General features: G+C 46.0%; 16 protein-coding genes. 7 read left to right on the top strand and 9 right to left on the bottom strand.

The genetic code is table 11. From position 1 onward, the window contains the following. Positions 1-2: 2 nt before the first annotated feature. Positions 3-1904 (bottom strand): PTS fructose transporter subunit IIABC, encoded by a 1902-nt coding sequence (locus tag APB76_RS01940; RefSeq protein ID WP_054961431.1) that lies wholly within the window; start codon positions 1902-1904, stop codon positions 3-5. Between the two features lie 368 nt (positions 1905-2272). Between APB76_RS01940 and APB76_RS01935 the strand changes: the two genes are divergently transcribed. Further along, complete coding sequence (locus APB76_RS01935) at positions 2273-3112, top strand: AraC family transcriptional regulator (protein WP_049846873.1); 840 nt, start codon at positions 2273-2275, stop codon at positions 3110-3112. A gap of 3 nt (positions 3113-3115) precedes the next feature. Here APB76_RS01935 and APB76_RS01930 read toward each other — a convergent pair whose 3' ends face one another. Both APB76_RS01930 and APB76_RS01925 read right to left on the bottom strand, forming a co-directional pair. Beyond that, entirely contained in the window at positions 3116-3892 is a 777-nt protein-coding gene (locus APB76_RS01930) for a PTS sugar transporter subunit IIA (RefSeq protein WP_054961432.1), read from the bottom strand. Between the two features lie 9 nt (positions 3893-3901). After that, positions 3902-4204 (bottom strand): PTS fructose transporter subunit IIB, encoded by a 303-nt coding sequence (locus APB76_RS01925; RefSeq protein WP_049846875.1) that lies wholly within the window; start codon positions 4202-4204, stop codon positions 3902-3904. A gap of 202 nt (positions 4205-4406) precedes the next feature. On the opposite strand from APB76_RS01925, the gene APB76_RS01920 reads away from it, so the two are divergent. Next, a complete protein-coding gene (locus tag APB76_RS01920) occupies positions 4407-6287 on the top strand; it encodes a fructose-specific PTS transporter subunit EIIC (RefSeq protein WP_054961433.1) in 1881 nt (626 codons plus the stop codon). Positions 6288-6374: 87 nt separating this feature from the next. Here the strand turns inward: APB76_RS01920 and APB76_RS01915 are convergent, their stop codons facing one another. From APB76_RS01915 to APB76_RS01890, 6 genes are all read right to left on the bottom strand, one after another. Further along, entirely contained in the window at positions 6375-8549 is a 2175-nt protein-coding gene (locus APB76_RS01915) for a methyl-accepting chemotaxis protein (protein WP_054961434.1), read from the bottom strand. 117 nt (positions 8550-8666) lie between these two features. Further along, a complete protein-coding gene (locus tag APB76_RS01910; protein WP_054961435.1) occupies positions 8667-9071 on the bottom strand; it encodes a PPC domain-containing DNA-binding protein in 405 nt (134 codons plus the stop codon). A 30-nt stretch (positions 9072-9101) separates the two neighbouring features. Next, positions 9102-9419 carry a DUF1496 domain-containing protein gene (locus APB76_RS01905; protein ID WP_049846879.1) on the bottom strand — a complete coding sequence of 106 codons (318 nt, stop codon included), beginning with the start codon at positions 9417-9419 and terminating at the stop codon, positions 9102-9104. Positions 9420-9421: 2 nt separating this feature from the next. Next, entirely contained in the window at positions 9422-10327 is a 906-nt protein-coding gene (locus APB76_RS01900; protein WP_054961436.1) for a 1-aminocyclopropane-1-carboxylate deaminase/D-cysteine desulfhydrase, read from the bottom strand. 66 nt (positions 10328-10393) lie between these two features. Further along, entirely contained in the window at positions 10394-11656 is a 1263-nt protein-coding gene (locus tag APB76_RS01895) for a sensor histidine kinase (RefSeq protein ID WP_054961437.1), read from the bottom strand. After that, on the bottom strand, positions 11656-12330 hold the full coding sequence (locus APB76_RS01890; RefSeq protein ID WP_054961438.1) for a response regulator transcription factor: 675 nt from the start codon (positions 12328-12330) through the stop codon (positions 11656-11658). Before APB76_RS01890 ends, APB76_RS01895 begins: the two co-directional genes overlap by 1 nt. 154 nt (positions 12331-12484) lie before the next feature. Here APB76_RS01890 and APB76_RS01885 point away from each other — a divergent pair, with 154 nt between their 5' ends. The 5 genes from APB76_RS01885 to APB76_RS01865 all read left to right on the top strand — a co-directional run bounded on the left by APB76_RS01885 (position 12485) and on the right by APB76_RS01865 (position 18658). Next, positions 12485-13489 carry a glycosyltransferase family 2 protein gene (locus APB76_RS01885; RefSeq protein ID WP_054961439.1) on the top strand — a complete coding sequence of 335 codons (1005 nt, stop codon included), beginning with the start codon at positions 12485-12487 and terminating at the stop codon, positions 13487-13489. Then, the gene (locus APB76_RS01880) at positions 13486-14907 is read left to right on the top strand and encodes an ArnT family glycosyltransferase (RefSeq protein WP_054961440.1); all 1422 of its coding nucleotides are present in this window, start codon (positions 13486-13488) and stop codon (positions 14905-14907) included. The genes APB76_RS01885 and APB76_RS01880 overlap by 4 nt, the downstream gene beginning before the upstream one ends. A gap of 2 nt (positions 14908-14909) precedes the next feature. Next, a complete protein-coding gene (locus tag APB76_RS01875) occupies positions 14910-15314 on the top strand; it encodes a GtrA family protein (RefSeq protein ID WP_054961452.1) in 405 nt (134 codons plus the stop codon). A 348-nt stretch (positions 15315-15662) separates the two neighbouring features. Beyond that, positions 15663-16289, top strand: a complete 627-nt coding sequence (locus tag APB76_RS01870; RefSeq protein ID WP_054961441.1) for a TetR/AcrR family transcriptional regulator — start codon at positions 15663-15665, stop codon at positions 16287-16289. A gap of 77 nt (positions 16290-16366) precedes the next feature. Continuing rightward, positions 16367-18658, top strand: coding sequence for an acyl-CoA dehydrogenase (locus APB76_RS01865; protein ID WP_054961442.1), 2292 nt, complete (start codon positions 16367-16369; stop codon positions 18656-18658). The last annotated feature ends 92 nt before the right edge of the window (positions 18659-18750 follow it).

The following is an 18750-nucleotide window of genomic DNA, read 5'->3' as shown; positions in this document are numbered from 1 at the left end:
GTTTAAGCAGTAGCGGTAACTAGCTTTTCTTTGCGAAGTTTTTTCAGTGAGATACACGTTAAGGCGGTGACAACCGTACCTGCAGCCATACATACCAATGCAAGTAGCGGGTAATTCATTGCACCAAGTAGTGCCACCACTGGGCCGCCGTGTGCCACGCTGTTAGTGATGCCAAAAGAGAACGCCATTACAGCGGCGACCATAGAGCCAAGAACGTTGGCAGGGATAACCGACATCGGATCTTGTGCTGCAAAAGGAATCGCACCTTCAGAGATGCCCACTAAGCCCATCGCGCCAGCCGCTTTACCTGCTTCCAGTTCTGAAGATTCAAATAGTTCGAATTTGCGTCCAAGTGCAGTTGCTAGCGCCATACCAAGAGGAGCGACCGGGATTGCACAAGCCATTGCGCCCATAAACTGAGTTTGACCACTTGCGATCATGCCGACAGAGAATAAGAAGGCGACCTTGTTGAATGGCCCGCCCATATCAAAGCCAGCCATACCTCCCAGTACAATGCCAAGTAACACAACGTTGCCAGTGCTCATTGAGGTAAGTAGTGCGGTTAAGCCTTCCATCAGTCCTGCAATGGGAGCACCAATGACAAAGATGAATAGGCCAGCAATAAACAGAGAGCCTGTAATGGGAGCGATCATGATAGGCACAAGTGGCTGAATGAACTTGTGATAGTTGATGGATGTAAGCCACTTAACGAAATAGCCGACAAGTAGGCCAGCAACAATCGCACCGATGAAACCAGTCCCGGCTTCTGCGCCATAGAAAGAACCATTGTTGGCAATCCAGCCACCAATAAGGCCAGGAGTGAGAGCAGGGCGATCAGCAATGGCGTAAGCGATGTAGCCTGCCAGAATAGGAATCATCAAAGTAAAGGCGACGACACCCACTTCTAAGATTTGGTTCCACATGCTGCCCGCCGGAATCGCCATACCTGATTCAGTGGGTTCGCCACCAATGGCAAGAGCAAGTGCGATTAATAGGCCGCCAGTGACAACAAATGGGATCATGTGAGATACGCCATTCATCAAAAAGCGGTACAAGTCAGAGCGAGCCTGAGAAGCTTTATCCGCTACAGAAGATTCATTCGCCCGACTTTCAGCTTGGTAGGTCGGTGCACTTAATGCCTTTGTGATTAATCCTTCGGCATCTTTAATCGGCGCTTTTACATTGGTTTTAACCACACGTTTACCCGCAAAACGAGCCATGTCTACCTGCTTATCACAGGCGACAATAATGGCATCAGCGCGAGCAATTTCTTCTGCGCTAGGGCTGTTTTTTACCCCGATAGAGCCATTGGTTTCGACTTTGATTTCGTAGCCTAGTTTGGCTGCACCTTTTTCAAGTGCCTCTGCTGCTAGGTAGGTGTGCGCAACGCCGGCAGGACAACCTGTTACACCAATGACAAAGCCGTTAGGTTCATCATGAGTAATCTCGTTTTCAATCTGTTTTTGTAGCAGCAATTCCAATGCTTGTTGGTTAGAAGCGGCACTTAAGAATCGCTCTATAAACCCTTCTTCAATTAACTTAGAAGAGAGCTCTGCCAGTACTTCGATGTGGTGGTTGTCACCACCATCGGGAGACGCGATCATAAAGAACAATTTCGATGGCAATCCATCTTCTGCACCGTATTCGATACCCGAGCGGTGGACACCTATCACTACCGCAGGTTCGATAACCGCAGCGCTTTTGGCATGTGGTAGGGCAATACCTTCTTCAAAACCGGTGTTGCCAAGTTCTTCGCGAGCCTTGATGTCAGCGAGAAACCGCTGTCTGTCGGAGATTCTGCCCTGTGAATAAAGTACCTCGATTAGCTCTTGAAAAACCTCTTCTTTGGATTGCGCTTTAAGATCTAGCGTAATCAAATTCTCATTGATGAGTTTGGTGATCATTTTGAACCCCTAATAATTTTAATGTTGTATCAGGGGTATTTTGGAAGCTGTACGAAATGGACTGTAGTGAAGAAAAAATGCATTTACTAGAGGATTGTAACGGCATTTTTGAGGTGTGATTAAGATCGCCTATATCGTCAAGGTTACATGCGGGTTTTTGATTGTATGTTGTTATAAAACAGTGGCTTATGTATTGTTTTGGGTTGTGGTTTGAGGTGCCCATAATACTAATTAGCTAGAAATTTATTGCTAAAGCTGGATTTTTGTATCATTAATCTTAAATTGTGATTTTGCTCAATAGCATAGAATCTCAACTAGCGGTATACCTATGCCCGTAGCACACGCGCGACTTATTGAGAGTATCCAACATGGTATTTCATGATCTAATTTCTTCTGTACTGAGCGAGAGGGAAGCTTTTCATCACATATGGTTTGCAGGAGATTTTCACACGCCACCAGAATGCAGTTATCAAGTGAACTTTCCGCGCTTGGAGATCGTGTTAGAGGGTGAGTACATTAATGAGATGGAAGACCATGAGCGCAAAGTCACGCAAATTGTCGCTAAGGTTGGAGATGCTATTTTTATTCCGCCTAATTGCTGGAACAAACCCGACTGGGACACCAATTGCTCGGTGCTGAGTATTCTTTTTGGCCGGCGTCAACTGGGGTTAAGTTTGGTCAGTAAGCGCAAGGGAGAAGCTACCTTTTACGACATCCAAAAACACAGTATTCAGACACGCTCTGGGTTTGCGATAGATAATATTCTAGAGGCGCTCAGTTCGCTTGCTAGAGAGTGCACCAAAAAACCGATGGATGAGTTGTTGCTGCAAGCGTTACTTCAATACTGCAAAGCCATGCTTGATGCGCCATTAGAGCAGTCTCATAGCCGAGTTCAGGATCTTTATCAGGGGATCTGTATCTACATCCAGGAAAACTTCCATCGCCAGATAACCCGAGATAGCATCGCGACGCGCTTTAGTATCTCGGCCAACCACTTATCGCGCTTATTTCGTCAGCAAGGGCACATGACATTAGCCGACTACATTACGTGGGTAAGAATCGAACGTGCTAAGTTCATGCTCAAGAAGTATAACTTCAAGCTCAACGAGGTGTCGGTAAGGTGTGGCTTTAAAGACGTGAATTATTTCTGTCGAGTATTTAAAAATCGTACTGGAAGAACGCCATCTGATTATCGTGGATCTATTTAGTGGCTAAGCGATCAATCGTGACATGGAATACATCAGCAGGGCTTGGAGATCGATACTGCTTTTGGTCATTAATAAACGCTCTGCAAACGTTCCATACAGCAGGTTTCTGGTTAGGTTTGTTGCGGTCACTATCTGTTCACGGGACGGTGATGAAGGCATCACTAGTGCTATAGCCAAGTGAATCCCCCCCACTTTTGAAGCCCAATCTATTGGGGTATCGCTGCTAATCACGGCAATGGAGATTTGGTCGACATCATCAAACATGACATGGGGCAAAGCAATACCCGCTGTAACACACGTTGATGAACGCTCTTCGCGTTTAATGAAAGCAAGGATCAGGTCATCAGCAGAGCACGGGTAGATCAGTTGAGCCAATCCTTTTAAGCATTCAAACTTGGTCAGCTCGGTATGCGCTTTGGCATAGTGCCAGTTAATTTCACTGGGTGTACGAAGCTGAGGTAATCGCTTGGCAAGTTGGTCGGAAAACTCATAGTTAATGTTGGATCCAACCAAGGCATAGTGCTCTGCGACGATATCTTTTAGTACAAAACAAGCAAGCTCAGCGTCAATGCCAAAAGCAGTTATCTGGCACAAATCCCCCTCTACTAGCCCAGCTTGCAGCAACGCAACAGACTTGGCCATATCAGCACTACGATTTCGGGTGATGTTGATAATATCTATGCTACTTTTGAACTTTCTAGCAAGACTGCACAAGGGCTTGCTAGCGTGAGCACTCGCATTGGAGTCTTCGACAAGAAAGGTGATTTGATACTCTGTCATGACAGTGCGCTACGTTCTGCAGTGGAGAATAAAAACTTTATCAACGTTAAGCAGTACGTCTTCGATAGGGATTTGTACACAGGGTAAGCCGTCGAATCGATTTGCCTGTTCAATCTCAATATCCGAGACAATCAACACCTTGTCTGCATGGGTAATATCGTGAGGTGTTAGCGGGTTCTCGATTCCCATTGCACCTTGGGTCTCAACTTTAATTTGCACGTTATGTTTGGGCGCAGCTTTGGTTAACGCGTCTGCTGCCATATAAGTATGTGCAATGCCTGTTGGACAAGCAGTGACAGCAATGATTTTCATAATAATTCTCTGTGGCTATTTTGCCGGATATTAACACAGCGCCGTGTGATTGCCTCGACCAAGAGCAACAATTTGAAAGATAGGCTTCACACTTTTTATGGGGTGTTACAATAATCCAGTTAATGCCGTTTTAGTCCTATATATCGGGCGAGGCGAGGTGATTAATCTATGTTCGAGCGCGAGCATGGCAAGGCAAGAAATAATGGATATTACAAACCTAGTTCAATCAGAGACCATCTGTCTCGACTTAAAAGCAACCACAAAAGAGGCAGCGCTCAAAGAGTTGGTGGAATTGCTTCATGATGCCAAAAAGCTAACCGATAAAGATCAGTTTCTTGCTGATTTATGGGCAAGAGAAGAGATTGGTAATACCGGGTTTGAAGATGGGATTGCCATTCCACATGCCAAAAGTTCAGCGGTGGCAAAACCTGCCGTTGCAGTTGGCATTAGCCGTAGTGGGATTGATTATGGCGCCGAAGATGGCGAGCGATCGAATGTGTTCTTTATGCTTGCTTCCCCAGATGGCGACGACCACCATCATATAGAGGTGTTGGCGCAGCTTTCTACCAAGTTGATTGAAGAGGAGTTTATCGATCAGCTTAAACAGGCAGAAAGTATAGAGGCGGCTTTATTGCTGATCACTGAAAGTACGCCAGAACCATATTTTGAACAAGATAACCTTGCGCAGGCGTTAAGCATAGAGCCACTAAGCCCGTTCAAAAGGCATTTAGCGCGAGTGAAAGAACACTTACTGTTTGGCACATCGCACATGATCCCCTTTATCGTTGCGGGTGGTGTGCTGCTCTCACTGTCGGTAATGATGACAGGTCATGCAGCATTGCCAGAGCAGGGCGTTCTGGCTGATATGGCGCACATGGGCATTGCCGGATTAACGCTTTTTACTGCCGTTCTGGGTGGATACATCGCTTATTCGATTGCAGATAAACCGGGGTTGGCACCGGGGATGATCGGTACATGGGTAGCGGTAGACCAATACAATACCGGGTTTCTCGGTGCCATAGTTGTCGGTTTTTTTGCTGGTTACTTTGTGCTGCTACTTAAGCAGATTAAATTGCCTGATAGCATGACTTCGTTAGGCAGTATCTTTATTTATCCTTTGGCCGGAACATTTGCCACTTGTGGGCTCGTCATGTGGTTAATAGGAGCACCTATTTCAGCCACCATGAATGCCTTGAATTTACTGTTAACGGATATGGCAGGTTCGGGGAAAGTGGTGTTAGGCGCAGTGCTTGGTGCGATGACCGCGTTCGACATGGGCGGGCCAGTGAACAAGGTAGCCACGTTGTTTGCTCAAACTCAGGTTAATACTCAGCCTTGGCTTATGGGCGGCGTTGGTATTGCAATCTGTACACCTCCTCTGGGGCTAGCATTAGCGACGCTGCTGTCACCGAATAAATTTAGGCGTGATGAACGCGAAGCAGGAAAAGCAGCAGGTATAATGGGTATGATTGGTATCAGCGAAGGAGCGATTCCTTTTGCTGCTGCAGATCCTACTCGGGTTCTTCCGGCTATTGTTGCTGGTGGGATTGTTGGTAATGTCATTGGCTTTATGTTCCACGTTATCAATCATGCACCGTGGGGAGGTTGGATCGTACTTCCTGTCGTTGATGGTAAGTTGGGCTATATCGTCGGAACCGTTGCGGGCGCACTCACGACGGCGTGTATTGTCATTCTATTGAAAAAAACGGTACGAGAAGATGAAGAGTATGACTCGTTTCGCCGCGCATACTCATCAGTGCAAACAGAGGGGGAAGCCGATGTACTTGCGGTGACTTCATGTCCTTCCGGTGTTGCCCATACGTTTCTAGCGGCTAAATCATTGGAGAAAGCAGCCTATTCTATGGGCATCAAAATTAAAGTAGAAACCCAAGGCGCAGATGGCATTAACAACCGCATCACCGAACTAGATATCGCGCGAGCAAAACTGGTGATCTTCGCTCATGACGTGGCAATAAAAGAGCCAGAAAGGTTTAGCAATATCGCGATTATCGATGTCAGTACCAAAGATGCTATGCATAACGCCGCTGCGTTGATCAAATCCAAACGGAGTTTAGTCAAATAGTTCCCCCGAACTATTTATGCTCCAAGCTCCATCAGTCGATGGAGCTTTTTCTTATCTGAATGAATACTGCTATCGAACTATTGCGGGTTATTCGACCTTAAATTGTTGAACCAAGCTTTGCAGCTCTGACATTGAGTTCGATAGCTCTTGGCTTACCCTAGCAGATGAGTCTGCTTCTTGGCTGACCGCTTGGCTAACATCTCTTATATTAGTGACGTTGTGGCTTAACTCTTCAGCGACGCCACGTTGTTCCATTGCCGCTTCAGATATGCGGTTGCTGATTTCATCAATACTGACGATATGGGTAATGATTTGCTCTAATACAGTTACAGTATTGTTGACTTGTTCTGCGGTCTGTTGAGCATTCTCATTACCTTTTTGTACCGCAACGACGACTTCGTTAGTACCTGTTTTCAATTGGTTGATGACTTCGCGAATTTCACTGATAGAGTCCTGAGTTCTTCCCGCGAGGGTTCTTACTTCATCAGCGACAACGGCGAAACCTCTGCCTTGATCTCCGGCACGGGCGGCCTCAATTGCTGCGTTAAGTGCCAGTAAATTGGTTTGTTCGGCGATGCTCTCAATAACCACCAAGATAGAGGTGATATTTTCGCTGTTTTGGGCGAGATTATCGGCTATCGGGACGGCAGCACTTACCTCTGCAACCAGTGATTCCATTGCATGCGTTGTAGAGTCAATGACGACTTTCCCTTGCTCTGCCGCATCGTTGGCTTCTTTGGCAGAATTTACAGCCTGGCTAGCACTGTTGGCGACTTCTTGTGCGGTTGAAGCCAGTTGAGCAGAGGCGCTCGCGACCAGATCAATTTCGGTAAACTGCTGCTGCATTCCCTGATTAGTGCGTTGAGAAATACTTGACGCTTCTTCTGCGTTTAGTTTTGCTCCCGCGACAGAGGTCGAAATTTGAGCCACTATACCTTGAAGTTTGCTAACAAATTGGTTGAAGCCAGAAGCGAGAGCACCGATTTCGTCATTACTGTTTACCGCCAATCGTCGGGTCAAATCCCCTTCGCCTCCTGCGATATCTTCAAGACTACGGGAGACAACGCGTATGGGGCTGACTAGCTTGGAGGCCACAAGCGCATTTAATATGAGAACGGTGATGGTAATGAATATGCCAATCAGAAAGATATTCGTGACAGACTCTCGATTGGCTTGATTTAAGGTCTTTTCTAGTTCCAGCGCTTGCTGCATAACATCTTTACGCGGAACGTCGAAAACTAGCCCCCATGGCTGCGCATTAGCTGACAACTGAACGGGAATCTTGGCGCGAAGTGTTTCACCGTTGTCCTCCCAGTTGACCGAGTAGGTGGGCTGACTAAGCCAGCTAAGCAGAGAATCAGAGCCAGTAATACTGGCTTCGGATAAATGTGTACCCACTAAACTCTGGTCTACATCGTAACCGACAATGAACCCGCCATGACTGAGCAATAACACTTGGCCATGTCCAGAGAACATATTCTGGTCTGCGTCCGTGATTAGGGTTTGGATCTTGTTTAATCCAAAATCGACCCCCAGCATACCGACGAGCTGCCCTTTCGACACAATGGGTAAGGTAAGTGAGGTCATCAGTATTTCTTCATTACCCACAGTATCTAGATATGGATTAAGAACACAGGCATTTTGATTGCGTATTGGGCATGCATACCATTCATTGAACGGCGTATTGGTTTCGTCAAGTTCAGTATCATTGATGTCTTCTTCAACCAGAACTTCAAGCTCTACGCTTCCATCACTTGAGCGAGCCCAGTACGGAGCAAATCGACCGACTTCATTGGACGCAGCTTCTTCACTATTAACGTAATACACATCACTGTTATCGAGCGCCTCTGTTTCTGAAACCACGTATAGGCCTAGCATCTCGCTGTGGTCACTCACGGTTTTTTTGATGATTTGATTCAGGAGAGGCCGCAGTGAATCGGAATCAACTAATCCTTGGTCGGTGTTTTCTTTAAGAGAGACAATGTTTTTCACCAACATATCAGCTCGATCAAACGAACCGTCAAAGAAGCTCTGCATCTTTAAAGATTGCTGGTTCGCGAGTTCATTGATGTATTGTTCGGCGGATTGTTTTAAATTGTTTTCAGTTTGTCGACGGACTAGCTGCTGAGCCTGGTCACTGGCGTACAAAAATGAAACCATCAGTGCCGAAGCTGTAATAATTAGGCTTCCTCCTGCGGCAAGCAAAAACTTCCAGCGTACGGACAAGTTGCCAAAGAGGCCGACGGATTGCGTGTTTTTCATAGCGCATCTCACTTTACTTCTTTCTGCTAAGGATAGTAAAGCTAGTGCTATTCACCAGTGTCGAGGTAAATAGATAAAGCGTTTGTCACGACAATGCCATCTGGCTGGAAAACAACGTCAATGGCCGTGGGTGCCAATGGTCAATTCTGTGTATCCAGTCTTGGGATCAGCTTCGCGGCTAAAGCTCAGCTTGTGATACTGATGAATGATCAGCTCTGCAGTGGTATCAATTAAGCATCCTTCCAGCAGGTGACCTCCCACAACCTCTCCGTTTTGTCTGGCCACCGAGATATGAATGTGTTGGTGGTTGGGCGTTAGCGTGCCCATGATAGAGACGATCTCTAATGGTTCGCTTAATTCTAAAGTGTCAGTTGCTCCCGCCAATCGGATATGAAAGTGAGTAAAGCAACCTACGCAAGAGGCGATTGTCCCAGCGCTGATACTGTGTTTAGTGACCAAGTCCTGAATACTATGCTTAAGGTCGTCACCTTTAGTTAGACGAGTGGCTATTGGTGTGATCAAAATGTGCCTTGTTTATTGGTAGAACATACGCTAGTTGACTGAATATCGCTTGACGGGTTTTTCTGCGGGCTCTTGATTAGACGATTCTGCCGCTTCGTGCTCATCAATACTGTGCCACTTTAAAGCGCCATTGGATTCAAAATCATTGGCTGACGAACAGATCATATAATATTCGTCGACTTGGATAATTGCGCCATCAGAATAAGCTTGATCTTGGTAATAACAGACGCGTTTACTAATCTCACTAGCGTTAATACCAATGATGGGTTTCGCGGGTGTGGTGATGATCGTGTTCGCGAACAGAGGTAAAGAGAGCGTAGCAAGTAGCAATATAATGTATGACTTCATATTTAGTCCCCAAAGCGTTCACCAAATTTTCGCTCGTAGCGCGGCAGCATACTTTCATTGCCGAGCAAACCACCTTGATGAACATAAATGATGCTCTTATCTTGGTTTTCTTTATACCATGATTGTAGACACTGCCACATCATCGGATCATAGAGAAGATCGAACTCTACGTGGGTTTCGGCGAGAAGCTGCTTCCAGATCCGATAATCTTGCTCATACAGTTTGGCGAAATGATGCTTGGTCTCTAACTCGAGGATGTGTGGGAAATCATTCTCACCCAGCTCTTCAAACTGCTGGATTAAGTACTCTTTTCCTCCTACGCAAGGGCAAGTGATAACTGGGATTGAATGTGGTTTCAGATACTTGTGCAGATACAGCGCAGTCGCGCCAGTCCCTGCTGGGAGGGCGACAACGAACTGATGATTGGGCTCGAATCTTGTCCAAGACAGGATTTCAGCCGCTAGCTGATCAACACCTTGTCTCGCGAGCTTAGAGCGCCCACCTTCAGGTAACACCAAGCACGAGTTATCTGGTTGTCGAATCTGCTCGATGTAGTCTTTGGGGTGAAGGTGATAATCGGCGGTTGGAATGATCTTAGCGCCGAGTTCTAAAGCGCCGCGATAGTTTCCTAGCGGGGTATCACTCAACCACGATGGGATTCGGTCTACGTAAAACTCCAGTTGCCAACCCTTAATGGCCGCCAGAGCTGACAAGGAATAGAGCGAGTTAGATTGGGTACTGCCATAACTGATTAGTGTTTGAATTGATGGGTAGTCTTGCTCTAACACGGCCATAAACTTACGTGCTTTATTACCGCTGAAATGGCTGTGCAGTTGATCATCACGCTTTAAGAAAAACGGAATAGTTCCAAACTGGTGCTGGGTTATTGGCGTGTTGGCAAGCTTCATAGAGAGTGATAGTAAAAAATTGGCCGACTATCTTAACGGATTAGCGGCTACGAGTATCAATCTAGATCAAAATTTAATGGTGGCGCAGCAGCCACGCTTGTCATGATTGGTCAACTCAAATTGCCATTGGTAGCGTCTACATAGGTCTTCAACGATCAAAAGGCCAAGCCCATGACCTTCAGAATCGGGTATTTCTGTTAGACCCGGACCATCATCAATCACTTCTATGTGCTGAGAAGAAACTTCAACGTCGATTCTGCCATGATCTGACGCTGCGATTGCATTGCGGATAAGATTACCTAGCACCATGTTTAATACCGCAGGTGTGGCTCTGAGCTGTGGTTGACCATTAAAGCGGACATCAATCTCAAGCTGTTTCTCTGTCGCATGCACCCTATTAGCAGCAACAATGTTCGCTATCTCTTGCGGCTGGATAGATCTAAGTGGCGCATCATCAACATTGCGCTCGTAACGCACAATAGAGAGCAGTGCATCGACCAAAGTAATCATTTCAAGTGCTGCGTGTTCAATACGTGCGACTTGTCTGTGCTGAAACTCGCTGAGACTAGAGCGAGTCAATAGCTTATTTGCCCCTTTTACCACAGTAAGCGGTGTTCTTAGCTCGTGGCTAGCATAGCGTGCGAAAGCTTGTTCTCGTTTTAATGCGAGATTAAGTTCTTTGCGATACTGATTGAGGTGAGTGGTAAGTAACTGAAATTCTTCCGCTGCTTCATGATGAATATCGAAAGCTTGGGTTGTATCACCTGTGAGGTCGTTGAGCTGTTTGGTAATGTCGTTGACAGGTTCAATCAAGCGCCTAGAAAGACGAAACAGCAGCGCACCGAAAGTAAACATAAGCAGGGAAACAAAGCTTATGACTATGATTCCAGAATAGAGAATTTCTTCATTGCCAAACTCGACTTTGTCGATCAAAGAGAGCAAGACAATGACCTTTCGCTCTCCTTTGTCTGAGTAATAGCCGTTGTATACCATATGTCCATGAGGCGAGAGCAGAGACCCCACTTCACCTAGAAAGCTTTCATGATCATCGACATACTTGCGGTACTCTTTGGGGACCAAATTCACGTCATTGTAAGCTACGGTTAACGAATCGAGGCGAATCTCTCCTTTTTCTCCTGCGAGAAAGCGTTCTACGGCGCTATCGCGATCAATTAAGATGCGTCGTTCACCCACGCGGTCTTCTGACCATTGCAGAGCAAAATAGAAAATTAAGAAAGTGACGATGCCAATCACGCAAGACATGCCAGTAAAGAATACTGCAAGTCGACCAGTCAGAGTTCGGGTGTTTGACAAAAAACCGTGTGGCATTAGATGTCCTCTAAGCGAAAGCCAATTTTGGGAATGGTCGTCAGCATAGGGGCATGAAAAGGTTTATCGAGCTGATTGCGAAGTTGATAAATATGGCTGCGTAATACGTCATTGTTTGGTCCGCTCTCTTGCCACAGTTTTTCAGATACTTCTCTACGAGTGACTACCTCTGGGGCGCGCTGGCAAAGCATTTCTAAAATAGTGTAGGTGGTTGGGTTTAAAGCCAGTAGTTTGCTGTGGCGGTATGCTTGACGAGTTTTCTGATCAATTCTAAGGCTACCAAATTGTAAAATGGAGTTGGCGACTTGTCCTTTGTAGCGTTTGATCAATGCATGAATTCGCGCTTCGAGGATCTCTAAATCAAAGGGCTTGGTTAGGTAGTCATCTGCACCATGTTTAAAGCCGTTAAGCATGTCGTCACGATTGTCCAGAGCGGTCAACATTAACACGGGCGTGTTGATGCCTGCGTCTCTTAGTTTATTGCAAACCGTCAGCCCATCCATTCTAGGCAGCATCAGATCAAGCAAAATGATGTCGAATGCTCCTTCAAGCGCTAGTTGAAGACCCAACTCACCGTTGTCGGCGTAGTCTAATTCCATACCTTCATACTCAAAGTAGTCGAACAAGATCCCCGCAACTTCGCGATTATCTTCAACCAGTAGCACTCTATTCATAACACACTCTCATTTTAAGGAGGTTGATGATCTCAATGGGAGCGTGAAAAAAGCGTGAATAACAAGCTTTTCACGTCTCTACTGATAGATTCGATTGCAATGAAGCAGTTCGACAGAGCTGCGTTTGAGAACCTAATCCAACATAGGGGGCAATATGGGTTATGTAACCTCAGTGCCAAGTCGTACTCAGTCACCCATCACACTCAGTGTTATCGTTCCTTACTTCAACGAACAAGATGTCCTTCCAGAGCTGCACTCTCGTCTTACCTCTGTGCTCGAACGGCTGCCTGATAGCAGTGAAATTATCTATATCGATGATGGTAGCACAGACCGTAGCTTATCGGTTGTCGAGAGTTTTATTAGTCGTTCTTCGTCGATTCAAAGTGTTGCCTTAAGCCGCAACTTTGGCAAGGAGGCTGCGATGAGTGCTGGCCTGGAGCATTGTAACGGGCTCGCGGTGATCTTAGTTGACGCTGATTTACAAGATCCGCCAGAGCTGATTCCTCAGATGCTAGATAAATGGCGAGAGGGATATGATGTCGTTAACATGCAGCGCGCAGAAAGGCTAGGGGAGACGTGGTTTAAACGTAAATCTGCCGCCGCGTTCTATCGGATTCTGAATTCGATGGTTAAGTCTAACATTCCTGAAAATGTTGGTGATTTTCGACTTCTATCAAGAGAGGTTGTTGACCATATCAATCGGTTACCTGAGCGCAATCGTTATATGAAAGGCATTTTTGCATGGCCTGGTTTTAAGCAGGCAACGATTCAGTTTAAACGCGATGCGCGTTTTTGTGGTGAAACGAAGTGGAACTACCTAAAACTTATCGGTTTGGCGGTGGATGGCATTACTTCTTTTTCTATTCGTCCTTTGCGAATTGCGACACTCCTAGGATGTTTAATTGCTGGTGGTGCTTTTATCTATGGTGTGATGATTGTGGTTAAAACACTGTTGTTCGGTGATCCTGTCACGGGTTATCCGTCAATGATGGTGGTGCAACTCGCTTTGGGTGGAATCCAGCTGCTCAGTATCGGTGTATTAGGTGAATACATCGGACGAATTTTCATCGAAACCAAACAAAGACCTTTATACCTCGTGCAATCGGTTACTGAGAAGCAAGCACTGCATCAGAATCAAAAAGCGGAGAAACAAGCATGAGTCTTAACCGAGTTCATTTGTGGGCCATTTTAGGTGCCGCTCTGTTTATCCGACTGGTTACCCTTGGTGCCTACCCATTAATGGATACTACTGAAGCCAGATACGGTGAAATGGCGCGTTTGATGATAGAGACCGGAAATTGGGTCACACCGCAGTTTGATTACGGGGTGCCTTTTTGGGGTAAGCCACCATTATTTACCTGGATGAGTGCGCTAGGTATCGAAACATTCGGTGTTAATGAATTTGCGGTTCGAGTGCCGCACTGGATTGCAGGTGTGTTCATTCTGTTATTGATGGGGTTATTCGCAAAGCGACTGGGGTACAGTGGTTTAGTCACTTCGTTGGTCTTGGCGACCTGCGGAATCTTCTCGATTGCAGCGGGTGCTGTGATGACAGATATGGCGCTCACATTCGGCATGACAATCGCAATGATAGGCTTTTATCTGTGTTGGTTGAGCTATGAAAGCAGTCATCCTAATAAAGTATGGGGCTATGTCGGTTTTATTGGCTTAGCTATTGGTTTGTTGGCGAAAGGCCCGCTTGTTGTTGTGCTAATGGGATTGGCTGTCGGGCCTTGGCTGATCTTGCAGCACGGTTTTGTTCATGCATTCAAAGTGATATGGCAACGTTTTCCACTTGTCGGAGGCACTTTACTTATGTTGGCGATCGCACTGCCTTGGTATGTACTGGCAGAGCAAGCTACCCCGGGGTTTTTAGATTACTTCATCATCGGTGAACACTTTAAGCGCTTTTTGGTCAGCGGCTGGGAAGGTGACCTTTACGGGACTGCACACAATGAGGCTCGCGGCACTATTTGGCTATTTTGGCTCTATTCCGCTGCACCATGGTCTATTGTGTTACCAGTTTTATTATGGAAAAAACGTCGCATTTTGAAGTCAGCTATTAGTGCTGAAAATGGCATTGTCAGCTTCCTCCTACTTTGGCTTATTGCGCCACTCGTTTTGTTTACTTTTTCGGGAAATATTTTACCTGCCTATGTACTGCCTGGTGTGCCAGCGATCGGTTTGCTGATAGCCATTCTAGTATCGGATGTAAAACAAGATCACAAGTGGTTTAAGGTCACAGCTACCATCGTGCCTGTATTACTGCTTGTTGCTATCGGGTTTATTCATTTTGATGTCGGTGATAAGCGCAGTGATAAAGTCATTCTAACGATGGCAGACCCGAGTGTAGCGACTTACTACGTTGGGTCTCGTCCTTTTTCGGGCCAGTTCTACAGTTTTGGTCAGGCAAAATTATTGGGTGATGAAACCGTGCTTGACTCGTTGCCTCAGGTGCAGTTGATTGGTGAACGCGCTGCTGTCGATAAGCTTGTTCAAGAGAAACAATTAAGTTGCATCATCGAGTTTACCTCTAAGAGTCGCCGCTCGCTGTATCGTTGCGGTCAACAGTCGTGAGTGTGAATGTCAGACTTGTACGCTTTGCGCTGATAGGAGGCATCGGCTTTATCGGCGATGCTGCGGTTTTTTCGGCTCTGTTTTATCTAGCAGACACGTCAATTATGTTTGCTCGTGCGATAGCTTTTGTTGGCGCGGCTACGGTGACATGGTTTGGTAATCGTATCTTCACTTTCTACAGCACAGAACAAAAAGCTTTTCAGCAATGGATGAAGTTCATGTGTGGAGCGAGCTTTTCTGCATTGCCGAATTTTATTGTGTTTAAGGTGCTGTCATCAGTTTTAGGAGAGGCTGGGTTTGGACCTTTGATTGCTTTAGTTGCTGGGATACTGGTAGGGATGGTGAGTAACTACTTGTTAAGCTCGCGCTGGGTTTTTGCTCAGGTTGGTAATAAACGCGCAGAATAAAAAAAGCCCAGAGCAATCGGGCTCTGGGCGGATACAAATAAACATAGGAGTTAAATAAGAAAAAGCAGCGTAAATTAGTAGCTTCAGTAAGAAGACAAGTTGACGGCCTGTAAACTTAATGGGTTGTTCAAACCCTCGAATGCTCTGCTAACTACAATTATTCAGACCGGGCGTTTTCAAAACAGTTCCAACTTTTTTCAAAAAATATTTAATTTTCTTCTTTCAGGTGCTTAGAACCCTTTTCCGACCTTCTGGTCAGACCAATATCTAAAAGTGTGATGTTAATGGCTTGTTGCTTTTCTGTTTCGATTGTATATTTCAAACAGTTGTTTAATACGAGTGATTAAAATGCCAAGTAAAAACTCCACTAAAGAGAAAATTCTTGATGTAGCAGAGGCGCTTTTTGCAGAGCATGGCTTTAAAGATACTTCTCTACGTACGATTACCAGCAAAGCTGGCGTGAATCTAGCGTCGGTTAATTATCACTTTGGTGACAAGAAAACTTTGGTGAGAGCCGTACTTAATCGTTACCTAGAGGCATTTATGCCGGCTGTGCAAGATGCATTAATCAATCTCAACTTTAACGAGCGTTATGAGATGGCAGACGTGTTTGAGTCTTTACGCGGGCCGTTACGTAATCTAAATGATGTACGGCCAAATGGAACCAGTCGGTTCATGCTATTGATTGGTCGTGGTTACACAGATGTGCAGGGGCACCTCCGCTGGTTTATCACCACTCGTTACTCGGATGCGCTTTCTCTATTTACAGAGTCAGTAATGAAAGCCAATCCGAAACTGTCTCAAGAAGAGCTGTTCTGGCGTTTGCATTTTACGCTCGGTACTTGTGTATTCACAATGGCTTCGAGCCAAGCACTGCTTGAGATCGCAGAGAATGATTACGGAAAAGCAATGGATGCTAAATCGGTTGTTGACCAACTAATTCCATTCTTAGCAGCAGGCGTCGCTGCGGAATAGAAGTTTTAACTAGTACTTACAAAATACAAATAACAAGAATATTAGACCAGACAAATAGCGAACAAAAGGATCTGATTATGGGCTCTCTAAGAAGAAAATGGGTAAGTGACCCTGCTTTCAAAATGTTTAAAAAAGTGTTGCCACCTCTGTCGAGCACAGAGAAGGAAGCAATGGAAGCGGGTAGCGTTTGGTGGGATGGTGAGCTGTTTTCAGGTCGACCTGATTTCACCAAACTGCACCAGTACCCAAAACCAACGCTAACAGCAGAAGAACAATCGTTTATGGATAACGAGCTAGAGACTCTGCTAGCAATGTTGGATGACCACAAGATCGTAAAAGAAGATCGTGATTTGCCTCCTGAAGTATGGCAATACTTGCGCAAAGAGCGTTTCTTTTCTTTGATCATCTCAAAAGAGTATGGTGGTCGAGAGTTCTCTTCTTTGGCTAACTCAACAATTGTGACCCGTATTGCAACGCGCAGTATCAGCGCTGCGGTATCTGTTATGGTACCAAACTCGTTAGGTCCAGGTGAGCTGCTGTCTCACTATGGTACGCAAGAACAGAAAGACTACTGGCTGCCACGTTTAGCTGACGGTACTGATATCCCTTGTTTTGCTTTGACAGGCCCAGAAGCGGGTTCTGATGCGGGTGGTATTCCTGATGAAGGCATTGTTTGTTATGGCAAGCACGAAGGTAAAGAAGTCCTTGGTGTTCGTCTTAACTGGAACAAGCGCTACATCACACTTGCTCCTGTGGCAACTGTACTTGGTTTGGCATTTAAAATGTACGATCCAGAAGGCCTTATGGGAGACAAGAAAGAGCTTGGCATTACTTGTGCCCTTATCCCTGCTGACCACAAAGGTGTCGAGATTGGTGAACGTCATGACCCACTAGGGCTCGCGTTTATGAATGGCCCAACATTTGGTAAAGATGTTTTCATTCCTATGGATTGGCTAATTGGTGGTCAAGACTACGCAGGTAAAGGCTGGCGTATGTTGGTTGAGTGTCTTTCTGCCGGTCGTGGTATTTCTCTTCCTGCCCTTGGTACTGCGGTTGGTCACCTGACTTCTCGTACAACAGGTGCCTACGCCTACGTTCGTAAGCAGTTCGGTATGTCGATTGGTAAGTTCGAAGGGGTAGCAGAAGCACTTGGTCGTATTGGCGGGCTAACGTATTTGCTAGAAGCGAGCCGAACGCTAACAACGACCTCTCTCGATCTAAAAGAGAAACCAGGTATCGTGACAGCGATTGCTAAGTACCATATGACAGAAATGGCGCGCACCATCCTTAATGACTCAATGGATATTCACTCTGGTCGTGCCATTCAAGATGGGCCAATGAACTACTTAGCATCACCATACCTAGGTATTCCAGTCGCTATTACGGTAGAAGGTGCGAACATTCTTACTCGTAACCTGATGATCTTTGGTCAAGGTGCGACACGTTGTCACCCATACGTACTGAAAGAGATGGAAGCGGCAGCAAACCCAGATCAGAAACAGGGTGCGAAAGAGTTTGATGACTTATTGTTCAAACATATTAAACACGCAATGGGCAACACATTCGGTGCGTTCGGCGCAGCTTTAACTGGTTCTCGCTTCATTAAAGCAGACATGAGCGGTGCGACTCAGAAGTACTACAAAGAGATGACGCGACTAAGCCGTGCGCTTGCCGTCAGCGCTGATATTGCAATGGCGACACTGGGTGGCGACCTGAAGCGTAAAGAGATGATCTCTGCTCGCCTAGGTGATGTTCTAGCTTACCTATATATGGCGTCAGCAGCACTTAAGAAGTATGAAGATGAAGGGCGTCAGCAACAAGATCTAGACTTTGTTCACTACTCGGTTCAGCACTGTTTGCATAACGCGGCAAATTCGCTTCAAGAGGCGTTTAGCAACTACCCGCAAAAGGCAGTTGGCCGCTTACTGAAAGTACTTATTTTCCCATTGGGTAACCATTTTGCTAAACCAAGCGATGATTTAACAGTGAAACTTGCAGAAAGCCTGATGACTCCAGGCGCACAACGTGATCGACTTACTAAGTTGTGCTACGTAGGTAAAGAAGAGAATGACAGCGTTGGTCTAATGGAAACGGCATTCTTAGCGATGTACGACGTTAAGAGCCTGGAACGTAAGCTTATGCGTGCCGCGAAAGAGGGCAAAGTAGCTCGTAAAGGCCTACTGGCAGACAAATTGGCACAAGCATTAGAGGCTGACGTGCTGACTCAAGAAGAGGTTGATCAGATTGTTGCGGCGGACAAGCTGCGTTATAAAGCAATTCAAGTTGACCACTTTAGCCATGACTTCAGTGATGTTCATACCAATGGCAAGCCAAAAAAGGGTAAAGCTAAGCTAAATACAGCGGCTTAGCAGAGCAAATTAAAAGATACGAAGGGCGCCAGTGGGTTAATGCCGATCAGTTAAGCCTAAAATGATCGGTTGAACGATCCTCCAAAGACGTT

The organism is Vibrio bivalvicida (assembly GCF_001399455.2).
GTDB classification, from domain to species: domain Bacteria; phylum Pseudomonadota; class Gammaproteobacteria; order Enterobacterales; family Vibrionaceae; genus Vibrio; species Vibrio bivalvicida.
This window is presented reverse-complemented; position numbering and strand designations above follow the sequence as displayed.